Here is a 14854-nt window from a genome sequence, read left to right as displayed (position 1 = left end):
TGCATGCTCCCTAGCTGCCACTTGCTATTGTGAATGAAGTCGCCTCAAGCTCGGCGAGACGTGGTTGCATCCGATCTCTCTGCGAAAGCACGGCGCTTTCTGCTGTCACCGGCCACCTGATGCTGAGCTCGGGGTCATTCCACAATATTCCGCGGTCATGGTCGCGGCTGTAGTAGTCCGTTACCTTGTAGGAGATGATGCTGTTAGGCTGGAGAGTGCAGAACCCATGTGCAAACCCGGCGGGAATCCAGACTTGGCAACCGTTCTCGGCGGTCAGTTCCGCTTGGACATATTGTCCAAAAGTCGGTGATCCTCTCCGGATGTCGACTGCGACGTCGAGGATGGAACCGGCGATGCACCGGACCAGCTTTCCTTGAGCGCGAGGTTCAATCTGAAAGTGCAATCCTCTCACCGTTCCAGCGTCTACGGAAAGCGACTGGTTATCCTGGACGAAATTGAAGGTACCGATGTTTTGACCAAAGACGTCAGAACGAAAAGTCTCTGAAAAGTAGCCGCGATGGTCTCCATTTCTTTGCGGCGTCACCAGCACGACGTCGGCGATTTTCGTCCGTTCAAATTGCATGTCTTCCTCGCACTCAGATCGCTAGATCATCTCAAAGAGCTTTTCGTTTTTGTGCCGTTGCAACGAAGCCGGTCTCGTCTTCTCCAGGGGAACGCATGCAGGCGAGAAACATCTTGTGTGAACGCAGGGTGCGGTTGGTGTTTTCCGAGCCGGATAAAATTCCCATAGCCAAGAATGGGAGATTAACAAATAGATATTCCTATAGAGCGTGTAAATATGTTATTGATGTTAAGCAACATTTTACGAAAATCGCGCGATGGAACAAATATAGTTCAAAAATTGAATTATTTTTATTCCATAATTGCTTGATGGTGACCGTATGATCATATTTTCGGATGAAAACCTAGAGGTGATACATCATTCCGGGTCGTCTCCATATCTTCTCGTCACGTTTAACGAAATGGAGATGAGGGCGAACGGCAGTCGTTTCTGGGGGCAGCGATTGTGCGAGAAGGCCGGCATTTCGGCGCTCGGCTTCATCAGCAGGCGGCCGAACTGGTTTCCAGCGGCGAGCGTCGTCAAGGCGGTCGAGGCGGCCGCGCCCATACTTCACGCGACATCGGAGCGGATCCTCTATGGGCATTCGCAGGGCGGCTATGCGGCATTGCGCTATCGGAGGCGCTTCAACGCCACAGTTGCCGTCGCCTTCTGCCCGCAAGTCTCCATCGATCCGAAGGCTGTTCCCTTCGACGGCAGGTTTGCGCGCCATTTCTCGCCCGACCTTCATGCCAATATGGGGATCGCGCCTGATCACGCGGCAGGCCGGGCCTATCTGTTCTTCGATCCGTTTCACACCGTCGATCACCAGCACGCGGTTCGGATCACGGCGCTACAGGAGAGGACCCGACTGGTGCCTGTCCATATGACCGGCCATGGCACCGTTCGCGCCTTTACCGGGACCTCGCGCGCGCTGTCGCTGATCGAGGCCTGCCGCGCAGACGATCTTCCGGGTCTGCGCCGTCTCGCCCGTGCAGCGCGCGTGACCGCGCCAATGCGGCCCTATCAGATCGCCATGACGGCGATTGCTCGGCATCGGGCCTGGGCCGACAGGTTTCACGCGCGCTTCGGACCAAATTTTTCTCCTGTCGAGCAGGCAAACTTCCTCTACCATCGGGCCAACCGCCATATTCGCGACGGTGAGCTTGTGACGGCGCGGGCCATGCTTGCAGACGCCATGGCGTATCAGCCGGACAATCTCGGCTTCGGCCGCCGGCTAGAAGAACTGGACGGCCGTATCGCGCGTCTCAGAGCGGCAGGGGCCGCGCATTCGTAACCGAATGTTGCTGAGCCTGCCGAGGCAAGGCAGCCTTCGCGAAGAAGGGACTCTTAGCGTTTCTCGAAACGAGTGTCTTAAAGCACGGGCGAGAGAAGCTTGGGGCTCTCGGCGATTGCGGCATCGAGTTTCCGCCGTAGCAATGTGCGATAGAGTTTGACGTGTTCGCGCGCGCAGGCGGCGCGGTCCGCGGGTTGGCGCATGGAACCGCGCAGCCGCTCCCAGATCTTGCCATCGCCCAGCACCTCAACGATGCGATCCGCGAGATCCTGGCTGCTGCCTGCCCGGAAGTGCAGCCCGTCCTTTCCGTCGCGCACCTTCTCGGCTATTCCGCCGATATCGGAGCAGATCATCGGCCTGCGGTGGAGCAGAGCTTCCTGAATGACAACGGGCGAGTTTTCCCACCAGACGGACGGCAGAACCACCCAGTCGACGGAACGCATGAGACGCGGCACGTCCGCGTTCTGGTAGGCGCCGTAGAAGCGAACGCGGTGGCCGGCGTCGGCGATGAGCTTCTTGATACGTTCCTGGAACTCGGCCGGCTGTCGCTCAAGATTGCCGCCAAAGATCATCAGGCAGGAGTCTTCGCCCCACATTTCCTTTGGGATGCGCGAGACGGCCTCGATCAGCAGATCGGCGCCCTTGAACGGCGTCATTTGTCCGAAATAGGCAAACCGGTTGCGGCGCGGCTTGAGACCTTGAACCTCGCGCGCGGGCGCCGCCGTTTCCATGGCGATGCCGTTTTCGATCACGCTGATCTTGTCTCTTTCGATGCCCCATGCGGCGTAACGATCCGCCAGGAACCGGCTGGGGGAGATGAAAGCGTCGGCAAGGCCGAGCATGCCGCGGGCGAACAGTTCCCGCTTCAGGAAGCGCGAGACGGGGATATCTGGAAAGCAGCCGTGGCAGGCGACCGGGGACGCGGTTTCACAGAGCTGGCCGGAAGGCCGTTTCACCATCTGCCCGTGATTGTGGCAGATCGACAGATATTCATGGAAGGTGACGATGATGGCGGCGTGCGGAAACGCTTCTCTCAAGGCGTAGAGCGCTTCAAGGCCGATACCGAGAATATGATGGAAATGGATGACATGGGGCCTGAGATCGCGCGCAAAACGCAAGAGGTCCCGGCTGATCGCCTGCGTATCGCCGTTGGAAAGGAAGAAGTGGTCGTAATCATCCGTGTGGAACAGCAATTCGTCCTCGACAAGGCGCAGGCTCATCAGCGCGGATGCGGCGTGCCGCGGCACCGGGTGTCCGATCCGAGCCAGATAAACCGATTCCACGTTCGGCAATGCTTTCAGGCCGAGATGCAGGTTGTGGGACGCGATTTCCGCCCCGCCGAGCGAGACCGACGGATGTGCATGCGAGACGACAAGGACGCGAAGCTGCTCGTTCATGCGGGCCTCTTTTCCAGGTGCTTTTCAACGGTGAGGATAGGCAGCCATTGGCTCTTGAAGATCTTTCGGTCGATCTCCTCCACCAAAGCCGCCATCGCGGGACTGTCGCCGGCGCGTGCGTCGTCGCAGCCCCACATCTGCACGGACGGCAGCAAATAGGAGTCGAACCCGGACCGGCTGAGACGGAGGCCGAGATCCAGACCCTTTTCCTGCGTGCCGAGATAGCCGCCGGAAAAGCCGCCCGCGCGCGACAGGGCGTCGCGGGGCATGATGCAGCATTCGAGCGATGCCGCGGCGATGCCGGTTACCTTCATGTCGGTCACCGCTTTGAGCGGGTATCCGGCGTAGCGGCCCACGACCGGTTGGTCGTCGTTGCCGTCGTCGATCCAGGTTCCCGCCCAGCGAACCGAATGGTCTTCGTAAGCCAGGACGGGCGAGACGATGCTTCCTTTCATCGTGGAAGCCGCGGCGACAAGCTTGCCATACCAGCCTGTCCCGTGCGGAATCAACGAGGCGGAGAGCGACACGACCGTTTCACAGGAAAGCGCCTGCGTGCCCGCTTCCAGCATGTCGTAGACGTCGCCCGTTCCCTTCGTCGATACCATCCTGACTGAAAGGCGATAGAAACGTGCGAGTTCCTTGAGGCGGGCGGCCTGCCTGCGAAACCGCTCGGCGGGCATGGCGATTACGATCGGAGCGCCCCGGGTTTCCGGATCGAGCGCAAGCAGGGCGAGCAGCGGGGAGATGTCTTCCTCGCTCTCGCCTACGGCGATGATAATCGGCGGGCCGTTTTCTTCATCGAAGAATCCGGCATCTATGATGGTTTCGATGACCGGCGCCGATCGTCCTGATGATTGTTTGAGGAACGGAACGATGTGTGTATCAACGATCCCTGGCAGTGCGCTGTTGGCGGGATCGATCGAGCCGATCTGGCGCAATGCCGCCGAACGTGCCGAAAGGCGTGTCGGTTTTATCGGCAGAAACGCACGGCGCGAATCCTGCAGCGTCAGTTCAAAATAAGTGGGGGCACCGGGATCTTCAGCCGATAACTGGGCGTGGGCGATGAAGCCGTGGGCGCGCTGATCTCCGCGGAGACCCGGCACAAGATGCGCCTGGTCGTTGAAACTGTCCGTGACGTCGGGGCGATCGAAGCGCGTCCAGTGTTCGTCGAGGCGGGTCGCAGCATCGCATCGGCGCAGTCTAACCGTCGCGACGTGGCCATCGGGGTCATAAAGCCAGCCGGAGATGAGGAGATTTCCCACATCGGCCTCGAATATGCTGTCTATCCCCATCCGGACGGGATAGGGCAGGCCGGAGATGGTTTCCTTGCCCTCAAAGCTGTTGGCGGCGGCCCGCAGCGACAGGAGCACGTCCGGCGTGCCATGAGTGCGCATCAGGACCGACCGGATATGTTCGGGAGTTTCCTGCGGATCAGCGATGCGCTTGCGAGGGTGGACCGCAACATGCCTCCAGCCGGTGCGCCCTCGAAAGATCAGACCTTCAATGTCGGCCGCACGGGCAGCCTCGTCCGTCTCGAGAAGGCCGACAAAACCGGTGGCGCCATCAGGAGCGTCGGGACGTGCAAAGGTGGCTATACCGCATTCCGCGACCACCGGTGTCGCCCTTCCGATCAGGGACATCCGGCAAGACCCGGGCGCCATGCCGCGGCTCCAACCCTGCAGGAATGTCACGCCGTCATGGCTCTCGCCGATCAACTCGACGAAGCCATCAGTGGCGTGGGTCGCCTGTAAAAGCGCAGTTATGGTGAGAAGCCTGCGGCGGCTGAGATTGCCGGTCATCAGCGCGTCCACGAGCCGGTTTATGACGGCGGTCGACTGAGATCCGGCGGCCTCGAGCACGAGCGCGGCTGCTTCCTCCGTTGAGGCAAGGCGGGACGCAAAGATGTAGGGCGTGCTCGTCTGCTTCTCTCCAAAGCGGATCGTGGTCATGGCAAGGTCGGTGTCCCCTCCCGGAAGGAGCGCCGCAAAGCCGTGCTTGGCCCGCGGTGAGGATGCGGCCGATCGCCATTCCGACACAAATGCATTTCGCGTGTCGGCCTGGTCTTCGCCGACGCCAACCGTCACGTCACCGGCCGGGACTTGGCCGAGGCCGATAACGAGCAGGGTTGTCTCGTCGACGCGGCAGCCGATGACCCTTCCGGAGCGCATCGCCCTGCTCGTCCCCTGCTTGGCGGGCGCTGGTTTGGCGACCAGGGGGCTGGTGACCGGAGGATTGGTAACCGTGGGGGATTGTTCCGTAACCAGCATGCATTGCCCTCCCTCGGTCAAATCCTGGCAATCAGCGCAAGGCCGGCGCCAGCGGCAAATCCGACCAGAACGAACAGCAGCAACAGCATGGGTTTGAATTCAGCGCTCGCCCGCTTCTTCAATGTATTCAGGTTCTTCTCCATCCCCGCCACGACCCCGTCCAGCCGCATCAGGTGGACATCGAGGTCATTCAGTCGTTGGCTGACCTCCACCTTGAGGTTTTCGACGGCGTTGCCGATTTCGGTCAGGCCGGTGGTTTCGGCCTTGTCTCCATCGATTTCCGGTGCGCGCTGCAGGGCGCGCTGCGAGACCTGCAACTGCCGCTGCGACGCCATCAGCACATCGAGCTTGTCGAGCACTTTTGCCAGCGGCGCTGCGATCAGGGCTTCAGCCGCCTGCTCGTTCGGCTGCGGAACACGCAGAGCCTGTTCGGAACCGCTTCCATTGCGCGCCATGACGACGACATCGTTGGCCCGCGAATGGAGGGGATCGGGCAGCGCGATTTCGAACGCGTGTTTGCCGTCGCCGATACCGTTGCGCCGCAGATCGGGACGGTTGCGATCGGCAACGGCCTCTGCAATTACCTTGCCATCGAGAAGGACACGAATGGACAGCCGTTGATCCGGCGCCATCGGGTCGAATGCCCAGCCGAAGATCGTACCCATGTCGACGGCGTCCACCCGGCCGTTCATCGGCTTGACGTTGTCCTGTTCGGATGCGGCATCCGGTCGTTCGGCGGGACTGGTCATGCGCTCTCCAATGCCTGAACCTGTGCCGTCTCCATCCACTTGAGATAGCGGCGGGCAGTCGTGTCGATGTCGTCGGGCTTGCGGGCGTTTTGCGCGAACAGGTGCAGCAGTTTCGGATCTTCCAGGATGTCGCGCATCGCCGCGGCGAGCGCCCGGGCATCATTGGGCGGGACGGTCAGGCCGTTGACGCCATGCTCGACCATTTCAGCCATTCCGCCGATATTGCTGGCGATGACCGGACGGCCTTGCGCCTGGGCTTCCTGAATGACCAGCGGTGCGTTCTCCCACCAGACCGAAGGAACGATGGTGCAATCGACCGCGGCCACCAGATCGCCGATATCTTCGCGTCGATAGGGGCCGCGGGCCTGCACGGATCCGGATGTTTCGGCAAAACGACTGTTGATCTCCTCGACGAACGCCTCGCTCTGGAAGGGCGCGCCGCCATGGACGCGAAGTTCGAAATCGAGGCCGTCGGCCAGAAGCTGACGCGCCGCCTCGAGCAAGACGGTCACCCCTTTCCAGGGGTTGAGATTGCCGAAATATCCGAAGACCGGCTTGCCGCCCTGGAGCAGATCTCTTCGCACGCCGGTCTTGCGGACGGGAATGCCATTGGGAATGACGCTGATCGTATCTGCCTCCAGTCCCCATTGCACGTAGCGGTCCCGCAAGAAGGCGCTCGGCGAGACGAAGTGGTCGACCGTGCTCAACAGAGCCTTCAGGTGGCGTTCGCGCAGAGCAAAGCGATCAAGCGGGATGTCCTTGAAGCAGGCATGGCAGCGGTCTGGGCTGGACTGGTGACAAAGCTCCTTGGTGCCAGTGCGCACCATCAGGCCGTCATGGTGGCAGATGGGGTAGTAGTCGTGGAGTGTCATGACGATCTGGCAGTCCGGCAGGGTGCGGCGGACGATGTGGGGAAACTCGGCGCCAAGCAGCAGCATGTGATGGAGATGAACCACATCCGGCCGGAAATCGCGCAGCAGCTCCGCTATGTCAGGCACGACACCATAGAGGTCGATCTGGCTCATGAAGAAGCGGTCGAAATGTCCGGACCACAGCAGGATTTCGTCTCCCGCCGAGCCGATGCTCTGGAAGCTCGTGCCTGGTCTCGCTTCGCGATGAATATGGTTCGTGGCACCGAGAAACAGAGCTTCATGGCCCTCGCGCTGATAGGCGCGGAACAGGTCATGGGCGAATATCTCGGTGCCGCCCGGGTGAAGGGACGGATGGTTGTGGGCAGCGACCAGAATGCGCTTGCTCATCGGCCATTTCCCCGGCGCTTCGCCACGATGAAGTCCTGATGGTGAGCCGCTTTGGTGCCGCGCCAATGGCCAAGCGATTTCAAGGCGACGGAGAGGCCAGCCCGTTCGAGCGCCTTGTCGAGAAAGCCGTCTTCGAAGCCGACTGCCGCAAGTGGCGCCTGGTTGGGTACAAACCAGCACGGGCTTTCGCCATAACGGCGGAACGCAAGGCGCGGATCGCGCCGCCCGTGCTCGTTTGCCGCCGCGATCCGGTCGACCACGAAGGCTGTCATGAACAATCGCCCACCGAATGCCAGGACCCTGCGAACCTCGGCGAGGTAGACGAGGACTTCCGCAGGAGGTAGGTGAGTGACCACCGACGTCATGATGACGAAGTCGAAATGGTGATCCGGAAAGGGAAGCCTCAGGGTCTTGCCGCTGACCTTGCCGGTCGGATTGTAGAGTTCGTGCGCGATATCCAGTCGCTGGAAGGCGAAATTGGAATAGGCGGGCGTGATCGTCCGCTGGCACCAGTCGATGCCGCCCTCGACCGGATCGATGCCGTCGTAGCGGCTCGTCTGCGGATCGAGATACTGGGTGAGCGGCACGGCCATCCGGCCGATACCGCAGCCGATGTCGAGCACGCGGGCCTCTTCGCGCAGGCCGCCGATACGGATGAAGTGCCCGAGGAATTCCGCGCCGATCGCACGAAAATCACCGTCACCTACGAAGACATTGGTGGGTTCCGGCTGCGGCAGAAAACGGTTGCCCCGAACGACGTCGAGCAGCCAGCGAACACGGTCCTCGTCGACCAGCCGAGCCGGCCTGGGAGGGTGCACGAGTGCTACCTGTGTCACGCTGCGTTCCTTTCCTGGTTTCTGCCGTTGGTGGCGGCGAGGCGATCTTGATCTCTGCCGAATTGGTTCGCCATCAGGTCGGTGATGTCGTCCTCCCAGCGTTGCGTGTGCAGCCACGAATTGTATTGGCTGGCGACGCCGCGCATATAGTCCTGGCTGCGGCGGATCGAGCGACGCTCGAAATGATACAGGCAGGCGGCCGGCTCATAGGCGATCTGGAGCCCGAGACGGCGGATCTTGAGGCAGAGGTCACTGTCCTCGTAGTCGCCGATTATGTAGTCCTCGGTGAAGCCGCCGACGCGCTCGTAGGTGGCCCTGCGGGTCACGAGGCAGGCGCCGGTGACGCCGGGAACTTCGCGGGCTTGTTGGGCGGGAGCATAGTCGCCGGGCATGCCCTTGTTGAAATGGTGGTTCAACCAGATTCCGCGCTGGTCGCGGCCAAAATACAGGCCCGCATGCTGCAGCGATCCATCTTCGAAGAGCAGTTTCGGACCGATGGCGCCGAGCCTGCTGTTTTCCAGCAGCGGGCGCGACAGCACCTGAAGCCAACCTGGTCCCTTTGGCACGACATCCGAATTGAGCATGACCAGAATGGCGCCGCGGGCAAAACGTGCGCCGGCATTGCAGGCCCGCGCGTAGCCGCTGTTGCGGTTCATGATGACCAGCTTCATCGGCAGCCCGTGCAGCAGGTGCAGGCCGCCCAGCATATGCTCCGTCTCATCCTGGATTTCCGGTGAATCGAGGACGAAGATGATCTCGGCATTGGCGACGAGCCATGGATCGGTGGCCATTCCCGACAGTTGGAAGCGCAGGAAATCGAGAACCTTGTAGAGGGGTATGACAATCGAAACGAGGGGTGTGGTTTCGGGCAGGCTGTAGTCCTTGGTGGAATCGACCTCTATGGTCTTGCCCAATCGCCGTTCTATGTCCTGCAGGGCGGGCGCGAGGATCGTGCGGAAGGCACTGTCGACTGCATGCTGCGGCGGCACGGCGCGCAGGACATGGTTTCGCTGCGTTGCGGGCTCGAAAGGCTGCGGCTTTGGTATCAGCGGCCTGACCGCTCCCGAAGCAAGGCGCAACTGAAATCGCGGCTGCAGGAGCGGGCCGGGGGATTCCGTCAGCGGGATCCAGGCAACGAAGCCGGTCACATCGGTCTTGCTCTTTTCATCCTTGCCTTCCGCCCATGCCGGGAATTTGTAGCTGTTTGCGTCAAGCGGCACGGCCGTGCCGTCCTCCTTGACGTAGTCGATGCCGGCGAAGGCGGATGACGGTGCATGAAACCAGCCGCCTGCCAGAAGGCCGTCGTCGAGCGCCAGGGCGAGATCGACCTCGCCCGACGGATGCATCGACGACTTGGCAATACGGGTTGCAGGCAATGGAGCGTTGACCTGAAGGTCGATCGCCGTCGCGGCGCTGCCTTCCGGCAAGGTGGCGAGACAACGGACGACCATTTCGCGCAGTTCCACGGCCTCACGGTTCTTGCTCCACCAGGTCTGAAGGCTGGGATGGCGAGGTTTGTCGTCAGCAAGCTGGCGGATTGCAGCACCATTCTTGCTCAGGAGGACGATCAGAAACGGAGGAGAGGGAAAAGGCGCCTCTGCAATGAAATGGCAGGGTTGCAGGCCGCTTTTCATTTTGCGTCCGAGGACAGGCCTTGCGGCCATGCGTGCGATCGAAGTCGCGCCGATCGCATAGATCGCTACGATGTCGCCGAGGTCCGGATTGATCGCCGTCTCGATCAGATGGCGTCCCTGGGCAACCTGGCAGACGATGCCGGCGGCCTGCGGTTCGGGCACGAGCGCATGAAGGGCGTCTTCGACGATCATATGGAATAGATGGTCACCGGTGATGCGAAAGGCGCTTCGCCAGACGGTCAGCAGGTTGTTGACGAACTTGATACGGGAACCCGGCGCAAGATCGGTAAACAGCGCTTCCACATCGAGGGGCGTGAGCATGCGTGCCGGCTGCATCATGACGGTTTCGACGATGCCGCCGTGTTCCGTGCAGATGTCCACATTCACCGGCTGCTGTTCCGGCCGCATCGCCCAGAACATGCGTTGCCTTCCGTGGCCGAGCGGAAGCATCATGCTGACCAGCGGTACCGGCGAGCGATTCATCGACAACAGGCACTTGGTGGTTGCGGGAAGGGCCGGGGGGAGATCCCAGACAAGGATGGCCAAATCCGTGCCGAGCCGAAAGATTTTTGCGTTTCTAAAAACGCCGGTGGCGTCTATCGCTTCGTCGAACGTCACACGCTGCCCCTCTGGATCGGAGTTGCGCGCCCCACGGGAGGAGGCAGGGCGCGCAGAAATCATGCTCAGTGAACAGTGAAGTAGTTCTCGGGATTGGCATGAATGTCGTCAGCGTCGACGTTGACCAATGTGAGCGTATCGCCATGGCCGAGATCCACGACGACATTGCCGCCGACCTGCGTGATGCGCGAGGCCAGATCGTCCGGCGAAGTCACGTCGAGGCCATTGATGCCCTTCGAGATCTGCAGGATATCCTCGCCAGCGGTGAAGTCGAGAATGACGTCATTGCCGCCGCCACCGCCGAAGACGAAGACGTCATTGCCAGCACCGCCGACAAGGAGGTCGTTGCCAGCGCCGCCATCGATGATGTCGTTGCCGTCGCCGCCGTAGAGGATGTCTGCACCCTTGCCGCCGGACAGAAGGTCACTGCCATGCCCGCCGAGCAGGGTGTCATTGCCCTTGTCGCCGTAAAGAAGATCATCACCCCAGCCGCCGACAAGATTGTCGTCGCCAGCTTCACCGTTCAACAAGTCGCTACCCTCGCCGCCGAACAGGGAATCATGTCCCTTTCCGCCGAACAGGATATCGTCACCCTCGCCGCCGAACACCATGTCGTGTCCGTTGCCGCTGTTTACGAAATCATCGCCCGCATGGGCGCGGATGAAGTCGTTGAAGCGGGAACCGAACAGGGCATCGTCGTATGCTCCGCCTTCCAATGTGGCCATCTGCCTCTCCTCTTCAGGTTTGTATGAGTGCGTTGTCGGCGCAGGGTGCGACGATTTCGCGCTTGAAATGTGCACTGCAAAAAACAGAAGTGCAAGCATAACCCGGAGCTAAAATGTCAGATGTTGGGAAATATATTTCCTGAATTGAATATTAATGGCACATTGTTTCGATAATGGGCCATCTTATAAATTAAAGTTGCCGTATTTTACTTTGGAATAACTTCAATATTTGAAATAATTTCTGCTATGCAGCATTTCTTGTAGCCTGGACACTAATCTTCCCTGAAAGCGCGATGGAAACTTTCGAGGACGGGAGAGGTGATGTAGTCGATCGCGCGGCGTGACGCGTGAATGATCAGCACTTCTGCCGGCATGCCGGGATAGAGGCGCACATCAGGGTTTGCCTCAAGCGATGCCGGGTCGAGTTTGGCGCGCGCGACGAAATAAGCACTGTTTGATTTCTCATCGACTGACTGGTCCGCGGCGACATACGTGATTGTACCTTCCATCGGCAGGCGGGACCGTTGGTTATAGGCCGTCAGCCGGACCTGGGTATGCGAGCCGACGGCAATGCTGTCGACGTCGCGAGGATTGACGCGCATCTCGACCAGCAGCGGTTCGTTTTCCGGGACGATCTCAAGCAACGGCTGGCCGGGCGTGACCGCGCTGCCGGGGGTGCGCAACAAGATGTTGCTGATGATGCCGTCCTGCGGAGAGCGGATTTCAAGCCGCCGCAGCACGTCCTTCGAAGCGGTGATCTGTTGTTCGACATCGGCAAGATCGACGCGTGCGGTGGTGATTTCGCCGGCAATCGTCGACTGAAAGTCGCTTTCGATCCCGGTCAGCGCAAGCTGTGCACCGGCTGCGGCCTTTTCGGATTGGGCCTTGTTGCCGACGAGCTCGCCCCTTTGCCTCGCGAGATCGCTGAGTCTGGAGTCGATCTCGATGACCTGCGTACGCGGTACGGCGCCTATCTTCACCAATGAGTCCATCGCCGCGCGGTGCTCCCTGATGAAGCCGATTTGCCGGTCGATCGCCTCGATCTGGATATCGTATGACGCTGCCAGTTCGAGGTGTTCCTCGATCGTTTTTCTCTGGACCTCGACGCGTCCGACCTTGGTCTCGCGCCGCTTTTCAAAAAATATCGTCTCCGCCCTGACGGAGTCATCCATCGCAACATCCCAGGCGTCGCCGAAATCGCTTGGAAAACTGATTTGCGGAGCGTCGTTCTGTTCGGATTTCAGTCGAGCCAGTTTGGCGATCAGGCCGATGCGCCGGGCCTGGAGCGACCGGAGGCTGGAACGGGCACGCGTATCCTCCAGTTCGATCAGGGGCTGACCGACTGTGACCTTGTCGCCCTCCTGGACGAGCAGTCGGTTCATCACCCCGCCTTCGAAATGGCTGATGGTTTTTCGTTTCGAATCGACGATGATCGTGCCGTTGGCGACCGTCGCGCTGCTGAGCTCAACCGAAAATCCCCAGGCAAAAAATCCCCCGAAGGACACGAGGATCGTGGCAAGCCCCGCAATGACGAGACCGCGCAGCGGTGAGCGGTTGTCGAATTGGTCGGACTCCAGGTTCGACGGGGAGGCATCCGGCAAGGCCGGCTGATATCGCTGGATTTGGCGCTCGGAAAGATCGGCGCGGATCGCGAGCGGCTTTTTCTCAACCAGGAGGGGTTTCTGCGCGGTCATATTGCGGATACCTCCCGGGTTGTTTCGCCCGGCGCCGCTACCGGAATCACGGACGTACGCGGTCCGAACTGGGTGATGCGGCCGTTTTCGAGCACGAGCAGCTTGTCGGCAACCTGCATGATGGCCGGCCGGTGAGCGATAATGATGACGATGGCGCCACTTTCGCGGGCGCGCTCGATCGCGCGGATAAGGGCCCGCTCGCCGATCGCGTCCAGATTTGCGTTCGGCTCGTCGAGCACGATGAGGCGAGGTTGATTGTAGAGGCAGCGCGCCAACGCGATGCGCTGCCGCTGGCCTCCGGAAAGGGTCAGATGTCCGTCGCCGACCGGCGTGTCGTATCCGAGCGGCAGGCGCCCGACCATTTCATGGATGTCGGCCAGTCGCGCCGCCTCCAGGACCTTGTATGGATCGCTGTCCGCCATTCGCCCGATGTTTTCCCGAATGGTGCCTTCCAGAAGCGAGACGGATTGCGGCAGGTATCCGACCACCTGGCCGAACGAGCTGCGCTCCCAGAGATAGGTATTGTTGCCGTCAAGGAAGACGCCACCGGATGTGGGGCGCAGGATACCGACCAGCAGGCGCGCAAGCGTCGATTTGCCCGCGGCGGAAGGGCCGATCACGCCCAGAACCTCGCCCGGAGAGAGGGAGAAAGAAATGCCCTTGATGATCGGCACATCCAGGCCGGGGGCCGCGTAAATGAGCTTGTCGACGACGATGTCGCCCGACGAATGCGGCGTCGGCATCGTCTGGCGGATCGCAACGTCCGCCGTGAGGATGGCCTCAAGGCGATGCCAGGCCGCTGCCGCCAGCACCCACTGCCGCCAATTGTCGATGAGCGAATCGAAAGGGATCAGGAGGCGCCCGGCCAGGATGCTCGATGCCATCATTGCACCGGGCGTGATTTCCTGCTGCAGCACCAGATAGGCACCGGCCGCCAGGGTAACGATCTGGATGGAATAGCGCAGGCTGCGGGTAATGGATGACATCGCCTTGCTCCTGCTCCCGCTCGTTTCATACGCGCTAAGGGCTTGCAGCTGCAGGGCACGCCAACGGGCCGCCAGGGCCGGCAGCATGCCCATTGCCTCGATTGCCTCGGAATGTCGCAGCGAAGCGCCAATCTTTGAGACCGCCTCGATATTCGTCTGATTCGCCTCCTTGGTGAGTTGGCGTGTCAAAATGTCCGTAACCAGTCCGCCGCAGAGAAGCAGAGCGGCGGAAACGGCTCCGATGAGGCCAAAGAGCGGATGCAAAAGGAAAAGGGCGCCGAGGAAAATCGGTGACCACGCCGCATCGAGAGGCGCAGTGACCGCTGACGAGGTCAAAAAGCTTCGCAATTCCGAGATGTCCCGAAGCGACTGGGTCGCGCGCGACAGGCCCTGGTCGACCGAGGCCTGAACGGCAGCCGCCAGGATGGGCATGTTCAGTCGGCGCACAAGCGCACTTCCCATGGCCTGGAACGAAAGGGCGCGGATGAATTCCAGAACACCGAGCACGATCAGGGCGCCTATGGCCAGGATGACGAGCATTCCCAGCGTGTCCATGCTCTGACTGTTAAGCACTCGGTCATGAACCTGCAGCATGAACAGAGGCATCGTCAGCTGTAATAAATTCAGACACACGCTGAGCGCAGCGGCATAAAGCAATCCCGACAAAAATACACGCTTGGCTTGCGATACTAGCAACCCTGGGCTGCTTTCTTTCCGACCTCTGCGAATTTGCCCCTTGATTGTTGTCTCATTTTGAACAGTATCGCGCATGGCAATTTGCCTCAGGTTAACGTTAGATCAATCAGTCGGAGGACGTTTTGGTTATAGCTAAA

At 60.7% G+C, this 14854-nt stretch carries 11 protein-coding genes; 1 reads left to right on the top strand and 10 read right to left on the bottom strand.

From position 1 onward, the window contains the following. Nucleotides 1–10 precede the first annotated feature (10 nt). A complete protein-coding gene (gene rfbC, locus C5J22_RS01550; protein ID WP_105436852.1) occupies nucleotides 11–583 on the bottom strand; it encodes a dTDP-4-dehydrorhamnose 3,5-epimerase in 573 nt (190 codons plus the stop codon). Between the two features lie 319 nt (nucleotides 584–902). On the opposite strand from rfbC, the gene C5J22_RS01545 reads away from it, so the two are divergent. After that, nucleotides 903–1856 carry a hypothetical protein gene (locus C5J22_RS01545; protein ID WP_105436851.1) on the top strand — a complete coding sequence of 318 codons (954 nt, stop codon included), beginning with the start codon at nucleotides 903–905 and terminating at the stop codon, nucleotides 1854–1856. Nucleotides 1857–1933: 77 nt separating this feature from the next. On the opposite strand, the gene C5J22_RS01540 is transcribed toward C5J22_RS01545, so the two are convergent. The 9 genes from C5J22_RS01540 to C5J22_RS01500 all read right to left on the bottom strand — a co-directional run bounded on the left by C5J22_RS01540 (nucleotide 1934) and on the right by C5J22_RS01500 (nucleotide 14792). After that, nucleotides 1934–3253, bottom strand: coding sequence for a glycosyltransferase family 4 protein (locus tag C5J22_RS01540; protein WP_105436850.1), 1320 nt, complete (start codon nucleotides 3251–3253; stop codon nucleotides 1934–1936). Next, nucleotides 3250–5520 carry a glycosyltransferase family 2 protein gene (locus tag C5J22_RS01535; RefSeq protein WP_105436849.1) on the bottom strand — a complete coding sequence of 757 codons (2271 nt, stop codon included), beginning with the start codon at nucleotides 5518–5520 and terminating at the stop codon, nucleotides 3250–3252. The genes C5J22_RS01540 and C5J22_RS01535 overlap by 4 nt, the downstream gene beginning before the upstream one ends. A gap of 17 nt (nucleotides 5521–5537) precedes the next feature. Further along, entirely contained in the window at nucleotides 5538–6269 is a 732-nt protein-coding gene (locus C5J22_RS01530) for a hypothetical protein (protein ID WP_105436848.1), read from the bottom strand. Beyond that, nucleotides 6266–7528: a glycosyltransferase family 4 protein gene (locus C5J22_RS01525; protein WP_105436847.1), complete on the bottom strand. Its 1263-nt coding sequence runs from the start codon at nucleotides 7526–7528 to the stop codon at nucleotides 6266–6268. The genes C5J22_RS01530 and C5J22_RS01525 overlap by 4 nt, the downstream gene beginning before the upstream one ends. After that, entirely contained in the window at nucleotides 7525–8364 is an 840-nt protein-coding gene (locus C5J22_RS01520; RefSeq protein ID WP_105436846.1) for a class I SAM-dependent methyltransferase, read from the bottom strand. The genes C5J22_RS01525 and C5J22_RS01520 overlap by 4 nt, the downstream gene beginning before the upstream one ends. Beyond that, a complete protein-coding gene (locus tag C5J22_RS01515; RefSeq protein ID WP_105437178.1) occupies nucleotides 8361–10616 on the bottom strand; it encodes a glycosyltransferase family 2 protein in 2256 nt (751 codons plus the stop codon). Before C5J22_RS01515 ends, C5J22_RS01520 begins: the two co-directional genes overlap by 4 nt. A gap of 65 nt (nucleotides 10617–10681) precedes the next feature. Further along, entirely contained in the window at nucleotides 10682–11341 is a 660-nt protein-coding gene (locus C5J22_RS01510) for a calcium-binding protein (protein ID WP_105436845.1), read from the bottom strand. 272 nt (nucleotides 11342–11613) lie between these two features. Beyond that, a complete protein-coding gene (locus C5J22_RS01505) occupies nucleotides 11614–13014 on the bottom strand; it encodes an HlyD family type I secretion periplasmic adaptor subunit (RefSeq protein WP_105437177.1) in 1401 nt (466 codons plus the stop codon). A 17-nt stretch (nucleotides 13015–13031) separates the two neighbouring features. Then, a complete protein-coding gene (locus tag C5J22_RS01500) occupies nucleotides 13032–14792 on the bottom strand; it encodes a type I secretion system permease/ATPase (protein WP_105436844.1) in 1761 nt (586 codons plus the stop codon). Nucleotides 14793–14854 lie beyond the last annotated feature (62 nt).

It is taken from the genome of Neorhizobium sp. T25_13 (genome assembly GCF_002968675.1).
Classification (GTDB): domain Bacteria; phylum Pseudomonadota; class Alphaproteobacteria; order Rhizobiales; family Rhizobiaceae; genus Neorhizobium; species Neorhizobium tomejilense.
Note: the sequence above shows the minus strand (reverse complement) of the source record. Positions and strands in the feature narration are given on the sequence as shown.

Bases quoted from the DNA above. Each gene is read 5' to 3' on its own strand.
- rfbC (WP_105436852.1), bottom strand. From the start codon at position 583: ATGCAATTTGAACGGACGAAAATCGCCGACGTCGTGCTGGTGACGCCG.
- C5J22_RS01525 (WP_105436847.1), bottom strand. From the start codon at position 7,528: ATGAGCAAGCGCATTCTGGTCGCTGCCCACAACCATCCGTCCCTTCAC.
- C5J22_RS01510 (WP_105436845.1), bottom strand. From the start codon at position 11,341: ATGGCCACATTGGAAGGCGGAGCATACGACGATGCCCTGTTCGGTTCC.
- C5J22_RS01530 (WP_105436848.1), bottom strand. From the start codon at position 6,269: ATGACCAGTCCCGCCGAACGACCGGATGCCGCATCCGAACAGGACAAC.
- C5J22_RS01535 (WP_105436849.1), bottom strand. From the start codon at position 5,520: ATGCTGGTTACGGAACAATCCCCCACGGTTACCAATCCTCCGGTCACC.
- C5J22_RS01500 (WP_105436844.1), bottom strand. From the start codon at position 14,792: ATGCGCGATACTGTTCAAAATGAGACAACAATCAAGGGGCAAATTCGC.
- C5J22_RS01540 (WP_105436850.1), bottom strand. From the start codon at position 3,253: ATGAACGAGCAGCTTCGCGTCCTTGTCGTCTCGCATGCACATCCGTCG.
- C5J22_RS01545 (WP_105436851.1), top strand. From the start codon at position 903: ATGATCATATTTTCGGATGAAAACCTAGAGGTGATACATCATTCCGGG.